15 protein-coding genes are annotated in these 19,541 nt (G+C 72.7%); 3 read left to right on the top strand and 12 right to left on the bottom strand.

Features of this window, described 5'->3' with window-relative positions; all coding sequences use genetic code 11:
• Positions 1 to 5 precede the first annotated feature (5 nt).
• Positions 6 to 2,864 carry an excinuclease ABC subunit UvrA gene (gene uvrA / locus ABD080_RS10885; RefSeq protein WP_137770857.1) on the bottom strand — a complete coding sequence of 953 codons (2,859 nt, stop codon included), beginning with the start codon at positions 2,862 to 2,864 and terminating at the stop codon, positions 6 to 8.
• 85 nt (positions 2,865 to 2,949) lie between these two features.
• On the opposite strand from uvrA, the gene ABD080_RS10880 reads away from it, so the two are divergent.
• A complete protein-coding gene (locus ABD080_RS10880; RefSeq protein ID WP_343904861.1) occupies positions 2,950 to 3,678 on the top strand; it encodes an MBL fold metallo-hydrolase in 729 nt (242 codons plus the stop codon).
• Positions 3,679 to 3,696: 18 nt separating this feature from the next.
• Here the strand turns inward: ABD080_RS10880 and ABD080_RS10875 are convergent, their stop codons facing one another.
• The 3 genes from ABD080_RS10875 to coaE all read right to left on the bottom strand — a co-directional run bounded on the left by ABD080_RS10875 (position 3,697) and on the right by coaE (position 7,220).
• Positions 3,697 to 4,221 carry a hypothetical protein gene (locus ABD080_RS10875; protein WP_343904859.1) on the bottom strand — a complete coding sequence of 175 codons (525 nt, stop codon included), beginning with the start codon at positions 4,219 to 4,221 and terminating at the stop codon, positions 3,697 to 3,699.
• Between the two features lie 143 nt (positions 4,222 to 4,364).
• Positions 4,365 to 6,470, bottom strand: a complete 2,106-nt coding sequence (gene uvrB, locus ABD080_RS10870; protein ID WP_343904857.1) for an excinuclease ABC subunit UvrB — start codon at positions 6,468 to 6,470, stop codon at positions 4,365 to 4,367.
• A 96-nt stretch (positions 6,471 to 6,566) separates the two neighbouring features.
• On the bottom strand, positions 6,567 to 7,220 hold the full coding sequence (gene coaE / locus ABD080_RS10865; protein ID WP_137770861.1) for a dephospho-CoA kinase: 654 nt from the start codon (positions 7,218 to 7,220) through the stop codon (positions 6,567 to 6,569).
• A gap of 113 nt (positions 7,221 to 7,333) precedes the next feature.
• Between coaE and ABD080_RS10860 the strand changes: the two genes are divergently transcribed.
• A complete protein-coding gene (locus ABD080_RS10860; RefSeq protein ID WP_137770862.1) occupies positions 7,334 to 8,212 on the top strand; it encodes a trimeric intracellular cation channel family protein in 879 nt (292 codons plus the stop codon).
• 33 nt (positions 8,213 to 8,245) lie between these two features.
• Here ABD080_RS10860 and aroD read toward each other — a convergent pair whose 3' ends face one another.
• From aroD to polA, 7 genes are all read right to left on the bottom strand, one after another.
• Positions 8,246 to 9,037 (bottom strand): type I 3-dehydroquinate dehydratase, encoded by a 792-nt coding sequence (gene aroD, locus ABD080_RS10855; protein ID WP_137770863.1) that lies wholly within the window; start codon positions 9,035 to 9,037, stop codon positions 8,246 to 8,248.
• 5 nt (positions 9,038 to 9,042) lie between these two features.
• Positions 9,043 to 10,125, bottom strand: a complete 1,083-nt coding sequence (aroB, locus tag ABD080_RS10850) for a 3-dehydroquinate synthase (protein ID WP_137770864.1) — start codon at positions 10,123 to 10,125, stop codon at positions 9,043 to 9,045.
• Positions 10,122 to 10,676, bottom strand: a complete 555-nt coding sequence (locus ABD080_RS10845) for a shikimate kinase (RefSeq protein WP_343904853.1) — start codon at positions 10,674 to 10,676, stop codon at positions 10,122 to 10,124. The genes aroB and ABD080_RS10845 overlap by 4 nt, the downstream gene beginning before the upstream one ends.
• Positions 10,673 to 11,911, bottom strand: coding sequence for a chorismate synthase (aroC, locus tag ABD080_RS10840; protein WP_137770865.1), 1,239 nt, complete (start codon positions 11,909 to 11,911; stop codon positions 10,673 to 10,675). The genes ABD080_RS10845 and aroC overlap by 4 nt, the downstream gene beginning before the upstream one ends.
• Before the next feature lie 123 nt (positions 11,912 to 12,034).
• Positions 12,035 to 12,865: an HAD-IIA family hydrolase gene (locus ABD080_RS10835; RefSeq protein ID WP_137770866.1), complete on the bottom strand. Its 831-nt coding sequence runs from the start codon at positions 12,863 to 12,865 to the stop codon at positions 12,035 to 12,037.
• Positions 12,866 to 12,996: 131 nt separating this feature from the next.
• On the bottom strand, positions 12,997 to 14,487 hold the full coding sequence (rpsA, locus tag ABD080_RS10830; protein WP_137770867.1) for a 30S ribosomal protein S1: 1,491 nt from the start codon (positions 14,485 to 14,487) through the stop codon (positions 12,997 to 12,999).
• Positions 14,488 to 14,734: 247 nt separating this feature from the next.
• A complete protein-coding gene (polA, locus tag ABD080_RS10825; RefSeq protein ID WP_137770868.1) occupies positions 14,735 to 17,470 on the bottom strand; it encodes a DNA polymerase I in 2,736 nt (911 codons plus the stop codon).
• A 92-nt stretch (positions 17,471 to 17,562) separates the two neighbouring features.
• Between polA and ABD080_RS10820 the strand changes: the two genes are divergently transcribed.
• A complete protein-coding gene (locus ABD080_RS10820) occupies positions 17,563 to 18,042 on the top strand; it encodes a hotdog fold thioesterase (protein ID WP_343904847.1) in 480 nt (159 codons plus the stop codon).
• Positions 18,043 to 18,090: 48 nt separating this feature from the next.
• Here the strand turns inward: ABD080_RS10820 and ABD080_RS10815 are convergent, their stop codons facing one another.
• Complete coding sequence (locus ABD080_RS10815; protein WP_343904845.1) at positions 18,091 to 19,452, bottom strand: ABC transporter substrate-binding protein; 1,362 nt, start codon at positions 19,450 to 19,452, stop codon at positions 18,091 to 18,093.
• Positions 19,453 to 19,541: the final 89 nt, after the last annotated feature.

Below are 19,541 nucleotides of genomic sequence, written 5' to 3'. Positions count from 1 at the left end.
GCGGATCAGCCCCGTCCCGCGCGGCCCGCCCCGAGCATCGGGGCGAGGAAGTGCCCGGTCCAGGAGCCCTCGACCTTCGCGACCTGCTCGGGAGTGCCGGTCGCGACGATCCGGCCGCCGCCCGATCCGCCCTCGGGACCCAGGTCGATGATGTGGTCGGCGCTCTTGATGACGTCGAGGTTGTGCTCGATGACGATGACGGTGTTGCCCTTGTCCACGAGCCCGTTCAGCACCTCGAGCAGCTTGCGCACGTCCTCGAAGTGGAGGCCCGTCGTGGGCTCGTCGAGCACGTAGATCGAGCGGCCGTTGGAGCGCTTGTGCAGCTCCGAGGACAGCTTCACGCGCTGCGCCTCGCCGCCGGAGAGGGTCGTCGCGCTCTGGCCGAGACGCACGTAGCCGAGGCCCACGTCCACGAGGGTCTGCATCTGGCGGCGGATCGCGGGCACCGCGTCGAAGAACTCGAGCGCCTCGGCGATCGACATCTCGAGCACCTCGGCGACGTTCTTGTCCTTGAAGTGCACCTCGAGGGTCTCGCGGTTGTAGCGCTTGCCGTGGCAGACCTCGCACTGGACGTAGACATCCGGCAGGAAGTTCATCTCGATCTTCAGCGTGCCGTCGCCCGAGCAGGCCTCGCAGCGGCCGCCCTTGACGTTGAAGGAGAAGCGCCCGGCCGTGTAGCCGCGCACCTTCGCCTCGGCGGTCTGCGCGAAGAGGGTGCGCACCCGGTCCCAGACGCCCGTGTAGGTCGCGGGGTTCGAGCGGGGCGTGCGGCCGATCGGCGACTGGTCCACGTGCACGACCTTGTCGAGGTGCTCGAGGCCCGTGACGCGCTTGTGCTTGCCGGGCACCACGCGGGCGCGGTTGAGCTCCTTGGCGAGCACCGAGTAGAGGATGTCGTTGACGAGGGAGGACTTCCCCGAGCCGGAGACGCCCGTGACGGCCGTGAGCACGCCGAGCGGGAAGGAGACGTCCTCGCCGCGCAGGTTGTTCGCCGCGGGGGCGACGACCTTCAGCATGCGTCCCTTGTCCACCCGGCGTCGGCTCTCCGGGAGCGGGATCTCGAGATCCCCGGAGAGGTAGCGCCCGGTGAGGCTGCGCGCGTTGCTGCGCAGGTCCTCGACGGTGCCGGAGTGGACGACCTCGCCGCCGTGCTCGCCCGCGAGCGGGCCGATGTCGACGACCCAGTCGGCCGCGTTGAGGGTGTCCTCGTCGTGCTCGACGACGATGAGGGTGTTGCCGAGGTCGCGCAGCCGCGTCAGGGTGCCGATGAGGCGCTCGTTGTCGCGCTGGTGCAGGCCGATCGAGGGCTCGTCGAGCACGTAGAGCACGCCCACGAGGCCCGAGCCGATCTGCGTGGCGAGGCGGATGCGCTGGGCCTCGCCGCCCGAGAGGGTGCCGGCCGCGCGGGAGAGCGAGAGGTAGTCCAGGCCCACGTCGAGCAGGAAGCCGAGCCGCGAGCGCACCTCGCGGAGGACCTCGTCGGCGATGGCGGCCTCGCGCACGCCCAGCTCGAGGCCCGTCGCGTAGTCGAGGGCCTCGCGGATCGACAGGTCGCAGACCTCGGCGATCGAGCGGCCGCCCACGGTGACCGCGAGCACCTCGGGGCGCAGGCGGGTGCCGTGGCAGGCGGGGCAGGGCACCTCGCGCATGAACTGCTCGTAGCGGTCCTTGGCCCAGTCCGACTCGGTGTCGGAGTGGCGGCGCTCGAGGAAGTGCATGACGCCCTCGAAGCCGGTGGAGTAGGTGCGCTCGCGGCCGAAGCGGTTGCGGTAGCGCACGTGGACCTCGAAGTCCTTGCCGTGCAGGAGCGCCTCGCGGGCCCGCTCGGGGAGCGCGCGCCAGGGCGTGTCCAGGGAGAAGGAGAGCTCCTTGCCGAGCGCCGCCATCATCTCCTGGTGGTGGTCGCTGCTGCCCATGGCCCAGGGGGCGATCGCGCCCTCGGCGAGGGTGAGGTCCTCGTCGGGGATGACGAGCTCGGGGTCCACCTCGAGACGGGAGCCCAGGCCCGTGCACTCGGGGCAGGCGCCGTAGGGGGCGTTGAAGGAGAAGGTGCGCGGCTCGATGTCGTCGATCTCGATCGGGTGCCCGTTGGGGCACGCGCGCTTCTCGGAGAACTTGCGGGTGCGCTGGGGATCGTCCTCGTCGCGGTCCACGAAGTCGGCGAGCAGCAGCCCCTCCGCGAGGCGCAGCGCGGTCTCCACGGAGTCGGTGAGCCGGCGCCGGGCGTCGGGCTTCGCCGAGAGACGGTCCACGATCACCTCGATCGTGTGCTTGTACTTCTTGTCGAGGCTGAGGTCATCGTCGAGACGGCGCACCTCGCCGTCGATCCGGGCGCGGGCGTAGCCCTGCGAGCGGAGCGAGCTGAGGAGATCCGCGTGCTCCCCCTTGCGGCCCTGGACGACGGGCGCCATGAGCTGGAAACGGGTGCCGGGCTCGAGCTCGAGCAGGATGTCCACGATCTGTTCGGCGGAGGTCGAGGAGACCCGCTCCCCGCACTTCGGGCAGTGCTGCACGCCGGTGCGGGAGAACAGCAGGCGCAGGTAGTCGTAGATCTCGGTGATCGTGCCGACGGTCGAGCGGGGGTTGCGGTTCGTGGACTTCTGGTCGATCGACACCGCCGGGGAGAGGCCCTCGATGAGGTCCACGCTCGGCTTGTCCATCTGGCCCAGGAACTGGCGCGCGTAGGCGGAGAGCGACTCCACGTAGCGGCGCTGGCCCTCGGCGAAGATGGTGTCGAAGGCCAGGGAGCTCTTGCCGGAGCCGGACAGGCCGGAGAACACCACGAGCTTGTCGCGGGGGATCTCGATGTCGATGTTCTTGAGGTTGTGCTCGCGTGCACCGCGGACGACGAGGGAATCAGTCACCCGCCCATCCTACGAGCGCACCCCCGACTTCGAACAACTGTTCGTCGAGAGGATCACCAGCGTCGACATGCGCGACACTGGTCCCATGACCACCCGCAGCGAGAACAACGACCCCTCGACCCCTCTCCCCCGCGGCGCCGATGCGGTCCATGGGCTGGGCACGCTCACCCTGCGCACCGCCTCCGTGGGCCCGATGGACAACAACGCCTACCTGCTCACCTGCACGGCGACCGGGGAGCAGCTCCTGATCGACGCCGCGGCCGAGCCGGAGCGGCTGCGGGCGCTGATCGCCGAGGGCGCCGGCGCGGCCGACGGCGACGCGGCGGGCGGCGCGTGGCCGCGGCTCGACCAGGTGGTCACCACGCACCGTCATCACGATCACATCGGGGCGCTCGCGGAGGTCGTCGTCGCGACCGGCGCCCGCACGGCCGCCGGGGCGGAGGACGCCGACGCGATCCAGGAGCAGACGGGCACGGCGATCGACGTGCAGCTCGCGCACGGCGACCGCGTGCGGGTCGGGGAGGCGGAGCTCGAGGTGATCGCGCTGCGCGGGCACACCCCGGGCTCGATCGCGCTGCTCTGGCGCGGCGGCGAGCACGGCGACCACCTGTTCACGGGCGATTCCCTGTTCCCGGGCGGCGTCGGCAACACCGATCACGACCCGGTGCGCTTCGGGCAGCTCATCGACGACGTCGAGCAGCGGGTCTTCGCCGTGCTCCCCGACGCCACGCGGGTGCACCCCGGGCACGGGGACGGCACCACGCTGGGCGTGGAGCGTCCCTCGCTGCCGCAGTGGCGCGAGCGCGGCTGGTGAGCTGACCCCCGGCGGCGCTCAGGCGCCCCCGGCGCGGCCCGGCTCGTCGGCTCCGTCGGCGTCCTCGACCCGGTCCTCGAGCAGGGTCAGCCCTGTCATGAGGACGCCCGAGAGCACGCCGATGATCAGCCGGGGAGCGGGGGCCCCGCGGCGCCGCAGCGTCTCCTCGACCCAGCGGTCCGCGCGGATCCCCGCGGCGCTCGCCGCGCCGACGAGCCCGCCGAACGCGAGCGGCATGAGCACCACCATCGCCAGCGGCGGGCGGGTCCACGCCTCGAGCTCCTCGGCAGCCCCCGTCGCGGGGTCTGCCTCCGCCTCGACCGGTCGGCCGTCGGCGACCACATCGGTGTCGGCCGGGCCGGTCTCCGCGGGGCCCCGCAGCAGCGCCCGCGCCATCACCCCGGCCGTCAGCACGGCCGGACCCCAGACCATCGCCGCGCGGAGGGGGCGCGGCGCGCGATGCAGGGGAAGGGTACCGAGGGCGGCCGAGGCCACGGCCTGGACCGCGAGATCATGGGGTCGGGAGCGGCGGTTCCGGGTCATGAGTGGTCCTTCCGGGTCAGGGGCCCGGACGGTCGGAGCGCGGACCGGGCCGGTCCCCCACGACGCTAGGCGGGGCCCCTCCCCCACGGCCCCCGACCATGGTCGGCGTCCGGGCGACCCAGGTCGTCGGCGTCCGCCGGGGCTCAGGAGGAGCGCTGGATCGCCTTGAGCTCCTTCTTCATCCCCTGCACCTCGTCGCGGAGCTTCGCCGCCACCTCGAACTGCAGCGACTCCGCCGCCTGGTGCATCTGGGCGGTGAGCTCGTCGATCATCGCCGTCAGCGCGCCGACGGGATCGTCACCGAGGTCGACCGTGCGAGCCGTGACCGCATCGACCGCCTGCGACCTCGCGCGGTCGCGCTGCACGCGCTCCTTGCCGGAGCGGTAGTCGGTCGCGAGCAGGGTCTCGGTGTCGATGTCCTCGCGGGCGAGCATGTCGGTGACGTCGGCGATCCGCTTGCGCAGCGGGGTCGGGTCGATCCCGTGCTCCTCGTTGTAGGCGATCTGCTTCGCCCGGCGGCGGTTGGTCTCGTCGATCGCCTCCTCCATGGAGTCGGTGATCCTGTCCGCGTACATGTGCACCTGGCCGGAGACGTTGCGGGCCGCACGGCCGATCGTCTGGATGAGCGAGGTGCGCGAGCGGAGGAAGCCCTCCTTGTCCGCGTCGAGGATCGCGACGAGCGAGACCTCCGGCAGGTCCAGTCCCTCGCGGAGCAGGTTGATGCCCACGAGCACGTCGAACTCGCCCGTGCGCAGCGAGCGCAGCAGCTCCACGCGGCGCAGGGTGTCGACGTCGGAGTGCAGGTACTGGACCTTCACGCCGTTCTCGAGCAGGTAGTCGGTGAGGTCCTCCGCCATCCGCTTGGTGAGGGTCGTGACGAGCACCCGCTCGTCCTTCTCGACCCGCTCGTGGATCTGCTCGAGGAGGTCGTCGATCTGCCCCTTGACCGGCTTGACGATCACCTCGGGGTCCACGAGGCCCGTGGGGCGGATGATCTGCTCGACGACGCCGTCGGACCGGTCGAGCTCGTACTGGGCGGGCGTCGCCGAGAGGTAGACCGTCTGCCCGGTGCGCTCGGTGAACTCCCCGAAGGTGAGCGGCCGGTTGTCGAGCGCGGAGGGCAGACGGAACCCGAAGTCCACCAGGGTGCGCTTGCGGGAGCGGTCTCCCTCGTACATCGCGCCGATCTGCGGGACCGTCACGTGCGACTCGTCGATGACGAGCAGGAAGTCCTCCGGGAAGTAGTCCATGAGGGTGTTCGGCGGGGTGCCGGGACCGCGCCCGTCGAGGTGCCGGGAGTAGTTCTCCACGCCGTTGGTGGAGCCCGTCTGTCGCAGCATCTCGAGGTCGTGGCTCGTGCGCATGCGCAGCCGCTGGGCCTCGAGCAGCTTGTTCTGCCCCTCGAGCTCCTCGAGCCGCTCCTCGAGCTCGGTCTCGATCGTGCCGATCGCGCGGGCGAGGCGCTCCGGGCCGGCGACGTAGTGGGAGGCGGGGAAGATGTGGATGTGGTCCTCCTCGCGAATGACCTCCCCGGTCATCGGGTGCAGCGTGTAGAGCGCGTCGATCTCGTCCCCGAAGAACTCGATGCGGATCGCGAGCTCCTCGTACATCGGGATGATCTCGACGGTGTCGCCGCGCACGCGGAAGGTGCTGCGCTCGAAGGCGACGTCGTTGCGGTCGTACTGCATGTCCACGAAGCGGCGCAGCAGCTCGTCGCGGTCCACCTGGTCACCGCGGCTCAGCTGCACCATCCGGTCCACGTACTCCTGCGGCGTGCCCAGGCCGTAGATGCAGGAGACGGAGGAGACCACGACCACGTCGCGGCGCGTGAGCAGCGAGTTGGTCGCGCTGTGCCGGAGCCGCTCGACCTCCGCGTTCACCGAGGAGTCCTTCTCGATGTAGGTGTCCGACTGCGGGACGTACGCCTCCGGCTGGTAGTAGTCGTAGTACGAGACGAAGTACTCGACCGCGTTGTTCGGCAGCAGGTCGCGGAACTCGCTCGCGAGCTGCGCGGCGAGGGTCTTGTTGTGCGCCATCACCAGGGTGGGCCGCTGGAGCTTCTCGATCAGCCAGGCGGTCGTCGCTGACTTGCCGGTGCCGGTCGCGCCGAGCAGCACGACGTCCTGCTCGCCGCTCTCGATGCGGCGCGCGAGCTCGTCGATCGCGGCCGGCTGGTCGCCGGAGGGCGTGTACTCGGAGACGACCTCGAAGGGATGCTCGGAACGGACGAGATCGGTGACGGGACGCATGGGTCGAGCCTACGTCGCGGGGCCGACGCACGGCAGGCCGCAGGCCGGTGTTCCGCCGCCGGCGGACGCCCGTCCCGCGCCCGGTGCGGGCGCGGCTCAGCTCGGGAGCTGCAGGCCGAGCTCCGCGAGCACCGTCGCGAGGGCGTGCAGCGCCCGCCCTCGCAGCACCTGCTCGTCCCCCGTGTTCAGCACCAGACGGTCCGCCCGGCGGATCCGCTCGAGGTCGCTCACCTGCGCCGCCATGACCGACTCGGCGTAGGCGCGGTCCCGACCACGGTCCCTGACCACCCGGTCGATGCGGTCGTCACGGCGGGCGAGCACGGCTACCACCGCGGCATAGCGGTCCCCCGCGTCGTGACGCTTCTCGAGCAGCAGCGGGCTGTCGTGCACGACGACCCCCTCCCCCGCCTCGCGCGCCTGCTCCTCCTCCGCGGCGACGGCCTCGTCGACGCGGCCCAGCACGATCGCCTCGAGGTCCGCGCGGGCGTCGGGGTCGGCGAAGACGAGGCGGGCGAGCGCCGCACGGTCCACGGTCCCGGAGTCCTGCCGGTACTCCTCGCCGAAGCGGGCGATCGCCTCCTCGACCCCGGCGCCGGGCACGTCGAGCACCGCCCGGGAGTGCGCGTCGAGGTCGATCACGCGCAGGCCCCGCTCCCGCCAGATCGCGGCGACGGTGGACTTCCCGGCGCCGATGCCGCCCGTGAGCCCGAGACGGACGGGGGACCCCTCGCGGGTGGCGGTGCGCTCCATGGCCCCGATGCTACGGGGCGCGTCCCCCGCCGTCCCACCGGCGGAGTGGTGCCCGGCACCTCTCACCGACGACCACGGGCGCGCCCGCCCCCCGGGCGACTACCGTCGGGCCCGTGGATCCTCTGCAGCTCCTGGTCTCCAACGACCTCCTGCGCGCCCTGGACCTGCTCGGCGTGTTCATCATGGGCGTCGCGGCGGGCGCCCTCGCCGCGCGCCTGAACTTCGACGCCGTGGGCTTCGCGATCATCGGGATCGTCGCGGCCCTGGGCGGCGGGATCGTGCGCGACCTCGTGCTGGACTACGGCACGCCCGCGGCGTTCTCCGGTGCCGGCTACCTCACGTGCGCTCTCGCGGGCTCCGCGGTCACCTTCCTGCTCTCCCCCGAGGGCGCCTGGTGGCGGCACCTCGTGACGGTGCTGGACATCATGGCGATGGCGCTCTGGGCCGCGACCGGCACCGCGAAGGCCATCGGCTACGGCCTGGACCCGCTGCCGGCGATCCTGCTCGGCGTGACGAGCGCGGTGGGCGGCGGGGTGATCCGGGACGTGCTCGTGGGGCGGATCCCGGCGATCTTCGGCGGCGGCCCGCTCTACGCGACGGGCGCCCTGCTCACCGCCGTGGGCACGTGGGGCGTCGTGGCGCTGCACGTGCCGGCCGCGTGGGTGCTCGTCGCGGTCGCCGCAGGGGCCCTGCTCGCCGGGCTCGCCGCCTGGCGGCGCTGGACGCTCCCCGCGCACGGCGGCTGGCAGGTGACGATGTCCGCGGCGCAGATGAAGGCGTTCGTGCGACGGGTGCGGCGCAGCGAGCGGTCCCGCGTCGCCGCGGAGACCGGCACGATCCCCGTGGTCGGCGTCGGCCACGACGACCTCGCGGACGACGTCACGATCGACGACGACGACGCCGCCGCGTACGAGGACCGGGTGCTCGGCCAGGACGTCGCCCTCGACGGCATCAACCCGTTCCGGGACTCCACCGATCCCGAGCGGCGCTGATCCCGTCCCCGCTCCCCCGTCGGGACCCGGGGCTCAGGGACGCAGCAGGTCCAGGAGACGGGAGACGTCCTCGGCATCCAGCTGACCGGGGGCCGAGGCCTCGCCCGCGCTCGCGAAGGTCGCCGCGCTGCCGAAGGTCTCCGCGGCGACCCGGCTCACCGCGCCGAGCGACCCCATGGAGATCGCGAGGTGCGGCCCCGCCGCGTCGGCCGCGACCGTGAGGCTCGCCCCGAGCAGCGCGAGCACGTCCCGCGGATCGCGCGGGGTCACGGCGACCTTGGGGAGGTCCGCTCCGAGCGCCCGCTGACCGCGCAGGATCTCGACGATCCGCGCCTCCTCCGGGGTGCCGGCGAAGTCGTGGAAGGAGCCGACGACGGCCACCACGCGCGCACGGGCCGCCTCGGCCACGGCGCGCACGGCGCCCGCGTCCCGCGCGGTCTCCACGTCGACGAGGTCCACGAGCGGCGCGCCGTCCGGGGCGGAGGCCCGGATCGCGCCGATGAGCAGGGCCGCGAGATCCTCGTCGGCGATCTCCCGGTCCCCGCCCTCGGCGCTCGTGCGCAGCGTGAGCAGGAGCGCGCGCTCCTGTCCCAGCGCCTCCCGCACCCCGGGCAGCGCCGCGAGCACGGCCGCCCGGTGCTCGGCGGTGCCGGCCCCACGGGCGAAGCGGTCGGTGCGCCATTCGACGATCCGCGCCGGCGCCCGCCGGGCGGCCGCGAGGTGGCCGTGCAGCGCGGCCTCGTCGTCCCCGGCGACGGGCACGATGATCTCGGGCCGTCCGGCGCCGAGCTCGACGCCGCGGACGGTGAGGGTCGGGGAGGCCACGGCGGTCAGTCCGCGGTGACGGCCGCGTAGGCGGCGAGCAGGAGGGCCGGGTCCGGTCCCTCGAGGCGGCTGACGGTCCCGATGCGGTCCAGGACCACGAAGCGCAGCACGCCCGCGCGGGTCTTCTTGTCCCGCTTCATGGCGTCCTCGAGCTTCGGCCACTGGCGGTCGCGGTAGGTCGTCGGCAGTCCGAGGGAGGTGAGCACGGCGCGGTGGCGGTCCACGTCCGCCTCGGAGAGCTTCCCCGCGAGGTGCGAGAGCTCCGCGGCGAACATCATGCCGACCGCGACGGCGGCGCCGTGGCGCCACTGGTAGCGCTCGTTGCGCTCGATCGCATGGCCGAGGGTGTGGCCGTAGTTGAGGATCTCGCGGTTCCCCTGCTCGGTGAGGTCCTCGGAGACCACGCGGGCCTTGATCCGGATCTTGCGCTCGACGACCTCCCGGAAGGCGTCGGAGGTGACGTCGAGGACGGCCTGCGGGTCCTCCTCGATGATCTCGAGGATCCGCTCGTCGGCGATGAAGCCGCCCTTGACCACCTCAGCGAGCCCCGCGGCGACGTCGTTCGCGCCGAGGCCCGCGAGCACGTCGAGGTCCTCGACGACGGCGATCGGCGGGTGGAAGGCGCCCACGAGGTTCTTGCCCTCGGAGGTGTTGATCCCGGTCTTCCCGCCGACGGCGGCGTCGACCATCGCGGCGACCGTGGTGGGCACCTGGAGCACCGCGATGCCCCGCAGCCAGGACGCGGCGACGAAGCCCGCGAGGTCCGTCGCGGCGCCGCCGCCGAGACCGATCACGAGATCCTGGCGGCCGATCTCGGCCTGCCCGCACACGCCCCACAGGAACCCGGCGACCTGGGCGGTCTTCGCCTCCTCGCCGTCGGGGACCTCCGCGGCGAAGGCCTCCCGGCCGGAGCCGACGAGGCTCTCGCGGATCTGCTCGGCGACCTCCCGCAGCGGCGGCTGGTGCACGATGAGCACGCGACGGGTCGCCTCGGGCACGAGCGCCGGGATCTCGGCGAGGAGACCGCGGCCCACGAGCACGTCGTAGCCGCCGGTCGGTGTGGTCACGGGGATCGTGGTGGTGCTCATGCGTTCTCCTCCTCGGCGCCGGGAGCCGACAGCCCCAGCGTGCTGATGATCGTGCGGGCCACGTGCCCGGGGCTGCCGCGGCCGGCGTCGACCCGGTGCGCGGCGAGGTCGCGGTACACGGGGCCGCGCTCCTCCATGAGGCGCCGCCAGCGCTCGAGCGGGTCGTCCCCCGCGAGCATCGGCCGGCCCGCGCCGCGGCCCAGGCGTCGCGCCGCCGCCTGCTCGTCGATCTCGAGCAGCACCACGGGCCGGCCGCGGAGCCGCTCCCCGGACTCCGGGCGGAGCGGGGCACCGCCGCCCAGGGCGAGCACCCCGGGCCGCTCCTCGAGGGCGCGGGCGAGGACCTCCGCTTCGAGCGCGCGGAACCCCTCCTCCCCACGATCCTCGAAGATCTCCGGGATGCCGCGGCCGGCGGCGGCGACGATCAGCTCGTCGAGATCGGCGAAGGGGACGCCGAGCCGTCCGGCGAGGGAGCGCCCCACGCTCGTCTTCCCCGCCGCCATCGGCCCCATGAGGATGACGAGCGGCCCGGTCACGGGCCCGTCGCTCACGAGGCCGGATCCGGGCGCCGTGCGCTCAGGTGCTCCTGCAGCTCCGCGGTGCCCGCGAGGTGCGCGCGGATCTCCTGGACGCTGTCACCGCCGGCCTTCTCGAGGAGGGCGTCGGCGAGGGTCAGCGCGACGACGGCCTCGGCGATCACGGCGGCGGGGGCGACGGCGCACACGTCCGAGCGCTGGTGGTTCGCGGTGGCCTCGCCGCCGGTGGCGACGTCGACGGTGCGCAGCGCGCGCGGGACGGTCGAGATCGGCTTGAGGGCGCCGCGCACGCGGATCACCTGGCCGTTGCTCATGCCGCCCTCGAGACCGCCGGCGCGGTTCGTGACGCGGCCGAAGCCGTCCTCCTGCGGGACGAGGATCTCGTCGTGCGCGGCGGAGCCACGGCGGGCGGCGGTCGCGAAGCCGTCGCCGATCTCCACGCCCTTCATCGCCTGGATCGACATGACGGCCTGGGCGAGGCGGCCGTCGAGCTTGCGGTCCCACTGCGTGTGCGAGCCGAGGCCGACGGGCACGCCGTAGGCGAGGACCTCGACGACGCCGCCCAGGGTGTCGCCGTCCTCCTTCGCGGAGTCGACCTCCGCGACCATCGCCGCGGAGGTCTCCGCGTGGAAGCAGCGCAGCGGGTCCTCGTCCAGGCGAGAGACGTCCTCGGGGGCGGGGAGCGGGGCGTCCTCGGGGACGCGCACGGCGCCCACGGAGAGCGTGTGGGAGACGAGGCGGATGCCCGCGGCCTGCTCGAGGAGGGCGGCGGCGACCCGGCCGGCGACCACGCGCGCGGCGGTCTCGCGGGCGCTCGCGCGCTCGAGCACGGGACGGGCGTCCTCGAAGCCGTACTTGAGCATGCCGGAGAGGTCGGCGTGACCGGGGCGGGGGCGCGTGAGCGGCCGGTTCCGGGCGATCTCCCGCTCGTCGCCGGTGCCGGCGTCCACCACGAGATCCTCGCGCGGCACCGGGTCCGCGCTCATGACCTTCTCCCACTTGGGCCACTCGGAGTTCGCGATCTCGATCGCGAGCGGGGAGCCGATCGTGAGCCCGTGGCGGAGACCGCCGTGGATCGTGAGCACGTCCTGCTCGAACTTCTGACGGCTCCCGCGGCCGTGGCCGAGGCGACGCCGTGCGAGCGCCGCCCGCAGGTCGTCGCCGGTCAGCTCGATCCCGGCGGGGACGCCGTCGAGCAGGGAGATGAGGGAGGGGCCGTGGGATTCCCCGGCCGTGAGCCAGCGCAGCATGGCCCCGATTCTCTCACGTCGCCGCAGGCCCTGGCCCCCTCGTCCAGAGCGCGGGGGCGGCCCGGCGGCCGGACCCCGGAGCGCCGGGAGCGCCCGTCTCCCCGGCGCCGGGCCCGGACCGGGTCAGTCCTCCCCCAGCTCCTCGGAGATCCCGGGGGTGAGCTGCTCGACGAGCGGGACGACGTCGGCGATGCCGTCCAGCACGACGGTGGGCCGGTAGGGGTACTGCGCGATCTGGTCCGCGCGCGTCGAGCCCGTCATCACGAGGATCGAGCGCATGCCAGCCTCGAGGCCGGACTTCACATCGGTGTCCATCCTGTCGCCGATCATCACCGAGGTCTCCGAGTGCGCCCCGATCCGGTTCAGCGCGGTGCGCATCATGAGCGGGTTCGGCTTGCCCACGTAGTACGGGGAGATCCCCGTCGCGGCGGTGATCATCGCGGCGACGGAACCGGTGGCCGGCAGCGGGCCCTCGGCGCTCGGCCCGGTCACGTCGGGGTTCGTGGCGATGAACTTCGCGCCCTGGCCCACGAGGCGGATCGCCCGGGTGATCGCCTCGAAGGAGTAGGTGCGGGTCTCGCCGAGCACCACGAAGTCGACGTCGGTGTCGGAGAGGATGAAGCCCTCCTGGTGCATGGCGCTCGTGAGCCCGGCCTCGCCGATCACGTAGGCGCTCGCCCCGGGCTCCTGCTCCGCGAGGAAGCGGGCGGTCGCCAGCGCGCTCGTCCAGATCGACTCCTCGGGCAGCTCGATGCCGGCGCGGGAGAGGCGCGCCGCGAGATCGCGCGGGGTGAAGATCGAGTTGTTCGTCAGCACGAGGAAGGGCCGACCGCATCGCTGGAGCTCGGCGATGAACTCTGCCGCGCCGGGGAGGGCGGACTGCTCGTGGACGAGCACGCCGTCCATGTCGGTGAGCCAGCTGTGGATCGGGGACTCGTCGAAACCGGTGTTCATGCCCCTAGTGTGCACGTCCGCGAGGACTCGCGGCGACCCGCCCCTCCCCCGGGACGCGGAACGGCCCGACCCCCTCCGGGGATCGGGCCGTTCCTCAGGCGTACCCGCCGGAGCGGGCGCTGATCAGGGGATCAGTTGCCGGTGAGCTTCGCGCGGAGCGCCGCCAGCGCCTCGTCGGAGGCGAGGGTGCCCTCGTCCGACGACGCCGACTGGTAGGACGCCTGCGCCGGGGCCGCGGGGGCCGAGGAGGACGAGGAGCTCGAGGCGCTCGCCGCCGGGGCGTTCGCGGACTCCTCGTCAGCCTTGATCGCCTCGGCGACCTGGGTCTTGTGCGCGGTCCAGCGCTCGTAGGCGGCCGCGTACTGGGCCTCCCACTCCTCGCGCTGGGCGTCGTAGCCCTCGAGCCACTCGTTGGTCTCCGGGTCGAAGCCGTCGGGGTACTTGTACTCCCCGTTGGCGTCGTACTCGGCGGCCATGCCGTAGAGCGCGGGATCGAAGGTCGAGTCGTCGCCCTCCGGGTCCACACCCTCGTTGGCCTGCTTGAGGGACAGCGAGATCCGGCGACGCTCGAGGTCGATGTCGATGACCTTGACGAAGACGTCCTGGTCGACGGTGACGACCTGCTCGGGCAGATCCACGTGGCGCTGGGCCAGCTCGGAGATGTGCACGAGGCCCTCGATGCCGTCCTCGACGCGGACGAACGCGCCGAAGGGGACCAGCTTGGTGACCTTGCCGGGCACGACCTCGCCGATGGCGTGGGTGCGGGCGAAGAGCTGCCAGGGGTCCTCCTGGGTCGCCTTCAGCGACAGGGAGACGCGCTCGCGGTCCATGTCGACGTCCAGGACCTCGACCTTGACCTTCTGACCGACCTCGACGACCTCGGACGGGTGGTCGATGTGCTTCCAGGACAGCTCGGAGACGTGCACGAGGCCGTCCACGCCGCCCAGGTCGACGAACGCGCCGAAGTTGACGATCGAGGACACGGCGCCCTCGCGGACCTGGCCCTTCTGGAGGGTCTGCAGGAAGTCGGAGCGGACCGCGGACTGGGTCTCCTCCAGGTAGGCGCGGCGCGACAGGACCACGTTGTTGCGGTTCTTGTCGAGCTCGATGATCTTCGCCTCGATCTCCTGGCCGACGTACGGCTGCAGGTCGCGGACGCGGCGCATCTCGACGAGGGAGGCGGGGAGGAAGCCGCGCAGACCGATGTCGACGATGAGGCCGCCCTTGACGACCTCGATGACGCGACCGGTGACGACGCCCTCGTCTTCCTTGATCTGCTCGATCGTGCCCCAGGCGCGCTCGTACTGGGCGCGCTTCTTGGACAGGATCAGCCGGCCTTCCTTGTCCTCCTTCTGGAGGACGAGGGCCTCGATCTCGTCGCCGACGCCGACGACCTCGCCGGGGTCGACGTCGTGCTTGATGGACAGCTCGCGCGAGGGGATGACGCCCTCGGTCTTGTAGCCGATGTCCAGGAGGACCTCGTCGTGATCGACCTTCACCACGGTGCCCTCGACGATGTCGCCATCGTTGAAGTACTTGATGGTGGCATCGATGGCGGCCATGAGCTCGTCGGCGCCGCCGATGTCGTTGATGGCGATCTGGGGGGTCGTGGTCTCGGTCATGTAGTCAGGAACTCCGTCGGGACAGGAATGAGTAGGTACGGTGGACGTGCAGTGCCCGGTCGGGACCACCCTGATCCGTGCTCGGGCTGAGCCGTGCTCGGGGGTGATCCGTGGGGCGGATCGATGCGCGTAGGCGCACAGACCCCCGTCACCCTACCAGCCGCGCCCGCTCCGTGCGAGGACGCAGCCCTCCCCTGCGAGGATGCGGACTGTGACCTCCTGCACTCGGTCCGGGCCGCCCACGGGATCAGTGGGCGGCGGCGAGCCAGTCCTCGCCCACGCCGATGCCCACCTCGAGCGGCACCGAGAGCGTGTACGCGGAGCCCATCCCCTCGGCGACGAGCTCGCGCAGCCGCTGCTCCTCGCCCTCGGCGACGTCGAGCACGAGCTCGTCGTGCACCTGGAGCAGCACCCGTGAGGTGAGGCCGTGCTCGCGCAGCAGCGCGTCCACCCGCAGCATGGCGAGCTTGATGATGTCCGCCGCGCTGCCCTGGATCGGGGAGTTCAGCGCGACCCGCTCGGCGTTCTCGCGGCGCTGGCGGTTGTCGCTCGTGAGGTCCGGGAGGTAGCGGCGGCGGCCGAGGATCGTCTCGGTGTAGCCGGTCGCGCGGGCCTTTTCGACGCTCTCGCGGAGGTAGTCCCGCACCCCGCCGAAGCGCTCGAAGTAGCCGTCGCGCAGCGCCGTCGCCTCGCCCTGGGAGATGCGCAGCTGCCGGGAGAGCCCGAAGGCGGAGAGCCCGTAGGCGAGGCCGTAGCTCACGGCCTTGGTCTTCGAGCGCATGGCGCCGTCGACCTCCTCCGGCTCGACGGAGAACACGCGCGAGGCGACGAAGCGGTGGAGATCCTCCCCCGAGTTGAAGGCCTCGATGAGCCCCTCGTCCTCGGAGAGGTGCGCCATGATCCGCATCTCGATCTGCGAGTAGTCCGCCGTCATGAGCGAGACGTAGCCGTCGGAGCGGCGGAAGGCCGAGCGGATCCGGCGTCCCTCCTCGGTGCGGGCCGGGATGTTCTGGAGGTTCGGATTGTTCGAGGAGAGCCGGCCGGTCGCCGCGATGTTCTGGTGGAAGGTCGTGTGGATGCGCGAGTCCGCGGCGATGAACCGCCGCAGGGTGTCGATGATCTGCCGCATCTTCGTCACGTCACGGTGCGCGAGCAGGTCCACGAGGAAGGGGTGCTGCGTCTTGTCGAGGAGGTCCGCGAGGGTCTCCGCGTTCGTGCTGTAGCCCGTCTTCGTGCGCCGCCCCTTGGGCAGGCCCAGGCGCTCGTAGAGCACCTCCTGGAGCTGCTTGGGCGAGCCGAGGTTGATGCGATCGCCGTCGAGGTGGGAGAAGGCCGACTCGGCGACCTCCGCCTGCCGGGTCTCGTGCTCGGCGTCGAGCTCCGCGAGCACCGCGTCCTCGGTCGCGATCCCGGTGGCCTCCATGACCCGGATCACCTGGGACAGCGGCAGCTCGAGGTCGTCGTGCAGGGAGGTCGCCCCGCGCTCCTCGAGCTCGGCCCGCAGCAGCTCCGCGAGCCGCCGCACGGCGTCCGCCGTGCGGCCGAGCTGCTCGGCGCCGCGGGCGGCGGCGTCCTCGTCGCCCGCCCCGAGGTCGAGCTCCTGCTGCGCTGCAGCGGTCGTGACCTGGAGGTCCTCCTGGAGGTGGCGCAGCGCGAGCGCGGCCACATCCACGGGGCGCTGGTCGGGACGGCACAGGAACTCGGCGATCGCGAGGTCCGTCGCCCATCCGGCGACCTCGAGCCCGCGCCCTGCCAGCTGATGGTTCGCGAGCTTCGTGTCGTGCGCGGACTTCGGGATCCCGGCGTCCGCGAGCCAAGCGGCGAGTGCCCGCTCGGCGGTGTCGTCCAGCCCGGCGAGGTCGATCACGGCGATCGACTCCTCGGTGGCGAGCGCCAGCTGGTGCGCGTCGCCCTCCCCGAGCTCCCAGCGTCCCTCCACAACGAGCGCGGCGCCGCCGGCGAGCTCGCCCTCGAGCAGGGCGGGCAGCTCCTCGGAGCCGGGGCGGGAGATCGGCGGCAGCTCGCGCGCGGCCTCGGCGGCCGCGTCCTCCGCGGTGCTCGCGTCGAGCAGCACCGCCGGGAGGTCCTTGCGGATGGTCGGACCGAACGCGAGCTCGTCGAAGACGGCGCTCACGGCCGCGGCGTCGCCGCGGCCCAGCACGCAGCCCTCGAGCGGGGGGAGGTCGAGATCGGTGACGGCGGCGTTCATCCGGCGGTTGCGCTCGACGTCCTCGACGTGGTCGCGCAGGGACTGGCCCGCCTTGCCCTTGATCTCCTCGGCGTGGGCGAGGATTCCCGGGAGGTCGCCGTACTGCACGATCCACTTCGCCGCGGTCTTGGGGCCCACGCCCGGCACCCCGGGGAGGTTGTCCGCCTGCTCGCCGACGAGGGCGGCGAGGTCCGGGTAGCGCTCCGGCGGGATGCCGTACTTCTCCTCGACCGCCGCCGGGGTCATGCGCTTCATCTCGGTCACGCCCTTGACGGGCTGGAGCAGGGTGACCCGCTCCCCCACGAGCTGGATCGCGTCGCGGTCGCTCGAGACGATCGAGACCTCGATGCCCTCCGCGGCGTTGCGCGTGGCGAGGGTGGCGATGATGTCGTCCGCCTCGTAGTCCGGCACGGTGTGCCAGGCGACGCCGAGCGCATCGAGCACCTGCTGGATGAGGCCGATCTGCCCCTTGAACTCCTGTGGGGTCTCGTCGCGGCCGGCCTTGTACTGGTCGTAGATCCGGTCGCGGAAGGTGCCGCCGGGCAGGTCGAAGGCCACGACCACGTGGGTGGGCCGCTCCGACTGGACGACGTTGAAGATCATGCGGGTGAACCCGTAGACGGCGTTCGTCGCTTGCCCGCGGCCGTCGCTGAAGCCGTCCGCCGGCAGCGCGAAGAAGGCGCGGAAGGCCATCGCATGGCCGTCGATGAGGAGGATGCGCCGCTCCTCGGGGTCGGTGGTCCCGGGGACGTCGGTGATGTCGCTCGCGCTCATGGCGAGCATCCTCCCACGCCCGGGCGACATCCGCCCGTCCGCCTCGGCAGGCTCCGCCCGCGCGGGCGGGTCGGTTGTGGCACGCTCGGGACATGGACGAACAGCTCCCCCGCCCTGTGGCCGAACGTGATCCCGGCACCCCGCTCGCCGCGATCCCCGAAACCCTCCGCACCCAGCTCGAGGAGTCCACGCGAGGCACGCTCGTGCAGCGCCTGGGCATGCGCCTGGTCTCGCTCGGCGCCGACGGCGGCGTCATGACGATGCCGGTCGCGGGGAACACCCAGCCCGCGGGCCTGCTCCACGGCGGGGCGACGATCGCGCTCGCGGAGTCCGTCGCGTCGTTCGCGGCGATCCTGCGGGCCCGCGAGGTGCACGGCGAGGGGGCGCAGGCCGTGGGGACCTCCGTCTCCGCGCTCCACCACCGCTCGGGGAGGTCGGGCGAGGTGCGCGCCGTGTGCACCGTGCGCCACGCCGGCCGGCAGACGGCCAGCTACCTCGTGGACGTGCACGACGAGGCCGGTGCGCTCCTGAGCACGATCACCGTGCAGACCATGCTCCTGCCGCCCCGCTGAGTCGACGACCCCGGCACCGGCGCCGGCACCGGCAATGGTCACCGCTGCTCAGGCGGGGATCTCGAAGCCCGTCGTGGAAGGCGCCTCGAGCGCCCCGGTCCCGGTGAAGGAGTACGTGCGCAGCTGCCCCGTGCGGGCGTCGCGATCCGCCCCGAGCTCGATCGCGCCGGACCGCCCCTGGTAGGAGACGGTGGTCGTGCCGCCCGCGATCAGCGCGTCGCGCAGCGCCGAGCGGCACGTCCCGTAGTCCTCGCACTCCTCGGCGCCCGTGAGCACCACGGGCACCTGGGCGGCGATCGCCGTGCCCTCCACGGACAGCGCCTGGTACGCGGCGAGGCAGAGGATCACGACCGCGTCGTAGGCCTGCTGGGAGTAGGCGTAGCCGCTCTTCTGGAGGGTCGAGTCCGCATTGAGCATCATGTTCACGTGGACCTCGGTGAGATCGCCGCCGGGCTCGTAGCCGGTGGCGCGGGTCATCGCCTCGGCGACCAGCCCCGCCTCGGACTGGTCCACGGTGCCGCCCGGGGAGAGGCGCACGGGCAGCTGGAGGTCCGAGCGGCCGTTCTCGTCCGTCGTGGCGTCCTGGAGGGCGGAGAGCAGCGCCCCGGACTCCGGGCCGCCGTGGACCACGAGCAGGGCGGGCTTCTTCTTGATGATCTGCCCCGCGAGCTTCCCCACGTCGCCGAGCTTCCCCGGCTCGTGGAAGGACTCCAGGACGATCGAGCCGGACATCGGATCCAGGATCAGCTTCATCTCGTCGCGGAGGCTGTGGCCCTGCGCGGTGTCCTCGGAGACGATCGCGACGGTCCCGGGGCGGCCCCCGCGGTCGCTCGACCCGGACCACGCCTCCTCGGCGTAGAGCCCGGCGATCGCCCGCGTGCTCGGTGCGAGGCGGAACAGTAGGCCCGCGTCCTGCACCGCGTCGTCCCGCACGCTCATCCCCGCCGTCGCGACGTCGATGACCACCATCCCGGCCTCGGCGAACAGCGGCATCGCGGCGACGAGCGCCTCCTCGTCCAGCGAGCTGACGACGGCGGTGACACCCTGCTCCTGCCAGTCGGCGACCACCCCGGCGAGGTCCTCGCCCGCCGTCTCCTGGACGTGGCGCTCCGGACCGGTGACCTCCCGGCCGAAGAGCCCGTCCCAGCGGGCGTCGACGTCCGTGAGCGCCTCCTGCACCGCGAGGGAGATCGCGCGCTCCCACTGCGCGGTGCGTCCGTGGGAGGCGCCGATCGAGGCGATCACGAGCGGGGTCTCCGGCTCGCCGAGGGCGACACCGGTGGGCGGCGGGGTGGTCGCCTGCCGGCGACCGCGACCGCGGGAGGGTAGCTGGTCGCAGGCGGAGAGCGCCCCGACCCCGAGCGCCCCGATCCCGAGCCCGCGCATGAGGCGGCGACGTGAGATGGCCATGGTCCCCCTGCTCCCCCGCTCCTCGTGGTGCGCCGCTCCCCCGCGGCACGACGGGAGGGCCGTCCCGCCCTCAGGGCGCGGACGGCCCT

Source organism: Brachybacterium rhamnosum, assembly GCF_039526185.1.
Lineage (GTDB): Bacteria > Actinomycetota > Actinomycetes > Actinomycetales > Dermabacteraceae > Brachybacterium > Brachybacterium rhamnosum.
Note: the sequence above shows the minus strand (reverse complement) of the source record. Positions and strands in the feature narration are given on the sequence as shown.

Coding starts and splice junctions, on each gene's coding strand:
- rpsA (WP_137770867.1), bottom strand. CDS start 14,487: ATGACCGAGACCACGACCCCCCAGATCGCCATCAACGACATCGGCGGC.
- ABD080_RS10880 (WP_343904861.1), top strand. CDS start 2,950: ATGACCACCCGCAGCGAGAACAACGACCCCTCGACCCCTCTCCCCCGC.
- ABD080_RS10815 (WP_343904845.1), bottom strand. CDS start 19,452: ATGGCCATCTCACGTCGCCGCCTCATGCGCGGGCTCGGGATCGGGGCG.
- ABD080_RS10820 (WP_343904847.1), top strand. CDS start 17,563: ATGGACGAACAGCTCCCCCGCCCTGTGGCCGAACGTGATCCCGGCACC.
- aroB (WP_137770864.1), bottom strand. CDS start 10,125: ATGAGCACCACCACGATCCCCGTGACCACACCGACCGGCGGCTACGAC.
- ABD080_RS10875 (WP_343904859.1), bottom strand. CDS start 4,221: ATGACCCGGAACCGCCGCTCCCGACCCCATGATCTCGCGGTCCAGGCC.
- uvrB (WP_343904857.1), bottom strand. CDS start 6,470: ATGCGTCCCGTCACCGATCTCGTCCGTTCCGAGCATCCCTTCGAGGTC.
- coaE (WP_137770861.1), bottom strand. CDS start 7,220: ATGGAGCGCACCGCCACCCGCGAGGGGTCCCCCGTCCGTCTCGGGCTC.
- aroC (WP_137770865.1), bottom strand. CDS start 11,911: ATGCTGCGCTGGCTCACGGCCGGGGAATCCCACGGCCCCTCCCTCATC.
- polA (WP_137770868.1), bottom strand. CDS start 17,470: ATGAGCGCGAGCGACATCACCGACGTCCCCGGGACCACCGACCCCGAG.
- ABD080_RS10835 (WP_137770866.1), bottom strand. CDS start 12,865: ATGAACACCGGTTTCGACGAGTCCCCGATCCACAGCTGGCTCACCGAC.